The following is a 3,868-nucleotide window of genomic DNA, read 5'->3' as shown; positions in this document are numbered from 1 at the left end:
ACCGCTGCTAATATGCCATAGAGTTTTTTATCTTTGTGTTCAGAGAAAAAGCGGCGAAACCGTTGCAAAATACTTTTTAATTGAGTAATATCTTCCTGTCTAGCATGACTTTTAACCTCAACGATATAGGCGGTATTTAGCTCACCATTGGTATAGGCAAGGACATCAATTTCTAGGTGTTGTCCATCTTTACTGACTCGCACACTGGGACTGATGACTTCCATACCAAAGCGTTGTCTGAGAATCGTTTCCATTGAGGGAAGGGCAAGTCCTTCGGTAAAGCTGCCGAATTTTGCACCAAGTCCCCCAATTTGTTTGCCCAGTTCTTTGAGTTGTTTGTCAGTTTTCTGCTGTTGTCGGTCAGTTTCCTTGATTTGTTGGGCGTTTTCCTTCTGTTGTTGACTGACTTCCTTCAATAGTAGGTCAGTTTCCTTGAGTTGTTTGTCAGTTTCTTTTTGAGCAGCAGTTAATTCGGCTTGAGCAGTCGCTAATTCGGCTAAGAGTCGCCATACGTCTTCGGATGTAGTTGCCATAGATGATTTTTTCCCGATGTCACCTATTCACTATTTTATCGGATTTCTGCGCTTGCCGAAGACACTGGGGAGCAGACTGCTGATTCAATTGGGTAAGGTGGAGGCTAATTCATAGAACAAGAATCACCGCCACCAGCGACTAACATTCCTAATACTTTGATACACTTCTCCTAAGGCGACCAGTCCACCAAAATGAAGGATTAAAGGGACTAAGTTGGGAATGGTTTTAGAGCAATTCTAAGAATTGTTCGATAGTTAAACCTGCTTCTTTAACAATCCCTGCCATTGTATAAGCATTAATCGGATTTGCTCGTGGAATGGTAATAGTACGTTCTCCATTCGTCATGGTAATATGTTTTCTCTGTCTAGTGATGCGAAACCCCGCTTTTTCAAAGGCATTAACAGCGCGTAGATGATTAATTCCGGGTAATTTTGGCATAATTATCCTACTTCTACATAACGCACTTCCGCATCTTTGTTTAATTCTTCAATTGTCTCTAAATAGTCTTGTATTGCTTCTTTGATATTTTCTATAGCTTCTGCTTCAGTGTCTCCCTGTGACCAACATCCGGGTAAACTAGGACACCAAATTGCATAACCTTCTTCGCTTTGTTTGAGTCGAACTTGATAGCGCATAAATAGTGACTGCTATAGTTGCATTATCAGTTGATCGTAGCACTTCTAATTGATTTATGAGAATCACCGCCACCAGCGACTCACCTCCCTAATCCCTTGATGGACTTCTCTTAAGGCGACCAGTCCACCAAAATGAAGGATTAAAGGCGCTAAATTGGGAATAGAATTAACAATTATCTTCATTCTCTTTGATTTTTTGACTAATTCATGACTGGTTCGCTGAACGCTGGAAAATGCTAACGTTGATGGGTTATTCATTTGACAGATCATAGAGTTCTAAGCCTTGAATAAAACAAAAATCTCTCAAATTCAATGTATATAGCTTAATATTCTGCACTAATGCTGTTGAGGCAATGATAGCGTCAGGGATGTTGAGTTTGTGACTGAGGGAGTAGGTTTCCATTAAGTTAATAAATTGATTGGATATTGCGACATCTACAGGAAAGGTATGTAGTAATCCGAGATGTCTTTTGATTTTGTTGAGTTCATTTTTATTGATTGCTCCATAATATAATTCGGCTTGAGTAATGGAACTAATGGCTAGTTGATTTAGTCCAATATGGCGAAGCTCTTCGATAATTCTATGGTTGTTTTTATAGAATTAAATGAGGATATTGGTGTCACATAAAATCATCGGTTTTCTTCTCGCCATGCTGCTTCACGGATAGATTTAGGGGTAATATCCCTGTCTTCCCACAATCCTGCTAGGGCAAAGAAGTCTTGCTCGTTATCAGATAATGTTGTTTGATCTTCGATGATTTCTACAGAGTCAACAAAATCTAAAGCAGTTAAAATTTTAGAGAGTGTTTCTGCTTTTTCTTGGTCACGAATGTGTACGATTAGTTGTTTCATGGTAGTTTATTTTGTATTGATTTGGTATTAATGATCATTGTCTAATTCTGTTTTTAGCCAATTAATCATCGGAGAACTAATACGAATTCCATAATCAACTAACTGTTGTGATAAATCTAAAATTTCTTGTTTAGATAGATAACCTGCATAAAAACCAACCAAGAGAATTCCTAATGTTCCTTTGACGGTTAATTCCATAGCTTTGGCAACTCTTCTTGCTAATTTCTCATCTATAATTACCCAGTCTGGTTTGATTGAAATTGCCAAGAGAATAACTTCTAATTCTCCTCGATCTAATCCTAGTAATAGCGGTTCAAGAGGAGATGATGATGCAACTTCTTGAACTTGAATCCAATTGGCATTTTTGAGTTCTTTTGCCCCCGGTTTATTATCTCCAGCGATGACAATTTCTTGATAAACTGCCCAAGGAATAATCACTTCATTAAATAGCTGATTAAGAAGATCTAATTGATTAATCAAAGATAAGGCGATGATCGGTGTAGAATTAACAATTATCTTCATTCTCTTTGATTTTTTGGGCTAATTTACGGCTGGTTTGTATTTCTGATTCCCATTCTTCTGCTGTGTAATCAATAATGGAAAAACCATACTCAGAGAGAAGTGTATAAAATGTATATTTATCGCATCCTAATACTTGTGCGCCGATTCCTGCTGAAATTTTTCCTTCTTGATAAAGATGCCCTAATGTATAAATTATGACTTTACGAGAGAATGCTTCTTTTTCTTCTCTGGCAGCAATGAGGAGTTCTTCGGGAAATGTTACATTAATGCTCATGAGTGTTTAAAAATAATTTGTTTTTCTTGATTTTAGCAGGAATAATATCGCTAATTAATTGATGGTTGATAATTAAGATTCTCTATATTGTTCTCTTTAGTTGTTTATAAATTTCATCATCGTTTCGTTTGTCAATCAGCAAGATTTCTAGTGTTTGCTCCTCAACACGATAAACGATTCGATATTCACCAATATCGGCTCTATGATAAGAGTATCCTTTTAACTTTAGAGAATCTTGGGGATAGGGATTTGTTCTCAGTTCGGTTATTTTTGTGGCTACTTGTTTGGCGTGTTTATCTGGCAGTTTTTTTAAGCGTTTAGTTGCCTGTCGAGATAGGTTAATCTTAAGCATTTAAAATTTCTGACAGTAAAGCCTCACTTTCTGTTGTTCCGATAAAACCTTCTTGATGAGCTTTTTCTGCCTGTAAAGCCAAAAGTTGATTTTCTAACTCGGAAAATCTCTCAAATTCCTCGATTGACAGCACGACTGCAACATTACGTCCCTTTTTTGCTATCTTTACTGGTTCTCTTCGAGCCAAGTCTAACAGTTCGCCAAAGCGATTTTTTGCTTCTGAGGCTCCTAATGTTTTCATAACTAACCTTTATAGAAACTAGCCATTATGACCATTTTAGCTATTATAGCAATTATTGACAGGGCAATCACTTCCACCAGCGGCTGACTTCTCTAATTGCTTGATGGACTTCTCTTAAGGCGACCAGTCCACCACAATGAAGGATTAAAGGGACTAAGTTGGGAATAGTGTCGAGGAAAGAAGGACGAGTGAGAGTTCCCAAAGCATGGAGAGTATTTTCCCATAAGGCTCGGTTAACATTGGCAGGGGTTAAAACCTTAGTCAATGCTTGTAATGCCTTTGCACGGTTGGATTCATCCCCAATCCCTCTGGCTGTAGCTAAGGCTTCGGGTAAGAGATTTTCAGGTAAATAGGGAGCTAACCCCGTCAATGCCTTTGCACGGTTGGATTCATCCCCAATCCCTCTGGCTGTAGCTAAGGCTTCGGGTAAGAGATTTTCAGGTAAATAGGGAGCTAAC

At 38.2% G+C, this 3,868-nt stretch carries 9 protein-coding genes and 1 pseudogene; all 10 read right to left on the bottom strand.

From position 1 onward, the window contains the following. A partial coding sequence (locus EWV84_RS20185; protein WP_287079658.1) for a DUF3782 domain-containing protein occupies positions 1–533 on the bottom strand: 533 nt, incomplete at its 3' end. Between the two features lie 226 nt (positions 534–759). After that, entirely contained in the window at positions 760–972 is a 213-nt protein-coding gene (locus tag EWV84_RS20180) for a type II toxin-antitoxin system HicA family toxin (RefSeq protein WP_287079655.1), read from the bottom strand. A 2-nt stretch (positions 973–974) separates the two neighbouring features. Beyond that, positions 975–1,169 carry a type II toxin-antitoxin system HicB family antitoxin gene (locus tag EWV84_RS20175; protein ID WP_002776391.1) on the bottom strand — a complete coding sequence of 65 codons (195 nt, stop codon included), beginning with the start codon at positions 1,167–1,169 and terminating at the stop codon, positions 975–977. A gap of 250 nt (positions 1,170–1,419) precedes the next feature. Further along, the gene (locus EWV84_RS20170) at positions 1,420–1,746 is read right to left on the bottom strand and encodes a type II toxin-antitoxin system VapC family toxin (RefSeq protein ID WP_255348759.1); all 327 of its coding nucleotides are present in this window, start codon (positions 1,744–1,746) and stop codon (positions 1,420–1,422) included. A 53-nt stretch (positions 1,747–1,799) separates the two neighbouring features. After that, positions 1,800–2,021 (bottom strand): hypothetical protein, encoded by a 222-nt coding sequence (locus EWV84_RS20165; RefSeq protein WP_002780145.1) that lies wholly within the window; start codon positions 2,019–2,021, stop codon positions 1,800–1,802. Positions 2,022–2,048: 27 nt separating this feature from the next. Further along, the gene (locus EWV84_RS20160; RefSeq protein ID WP_287079651.1) at positions 2,049–2,543 is read right to left on the bottom strand and encodes a PIN domain-containing protein; all 495 of its coding nucleotides are present in this window, start codon (positions 2,541–2,543) and stop codon (positions 2,049–2,051) included. Further along, a complete protein-coding gene (locus EWV84_RS20155) occupies positions 2,527–2,817 on the bottom strand; it encodes a UPF0175 family protein (RefSeq protein ID WP_002770431.1) in 291 nt (96 codons plus the stop codon). Before EWV84_RS20155 ends, EWV84_RS20160 begins: the two co-directional genes overlap by 17 nt. A gap of 82 nt (positions 2,818–2,899) precedes the next feature. Continuing rightward, positions 2,900–3,169: a type II toxin-antitoxin system RelE family toxin gene (locus EWV84_RS20150; protein WP_002739840.1), complete on the bottom strand. Its 270-nt coding sequence runs from the start codon at positions 3,167–3,169 to the stop codon at positions 2,900–2,902. Continuing rightward, positions 3,162–3,410, bottom strand: a complete 249-nt coding sequence (locus EWV84_RS20145; RefSeq protein ID WP_002739617.1) for a type II toxin-antitoxin system Phd/YefM family antitoxin — start codon at positions 3,408–3,410, stop codon at positions 3,162–3,164. Before EWV84_RS20145 ends, EWV84_RS20150 begins: the two co-directional genes overlap by 8 nt. A gap of 67 nt (positions 3,411–3,477) precedes the next feature. After that, a pseudogene (locus EWV84_RS20140) lies at positions 3,478–3,868 on the bottom strand (apoptotic protease-activating factor); the annotation flags it as partial.

The organism is Microcystis sp. M_QC_C_20170808_M3Col, from assembly GCF_007095505.1.
Lineage (GTDB): Bacteria > Cyanobacteriota > Cyanobacteriia > Cyanobacteriales > Microcystaceae > Microcystis.
The sequence above is the reverse complement of the archived record's forward strand: the minus strand, read 5'-3'. Positions and strand labels throughout refer to the sequence as shown.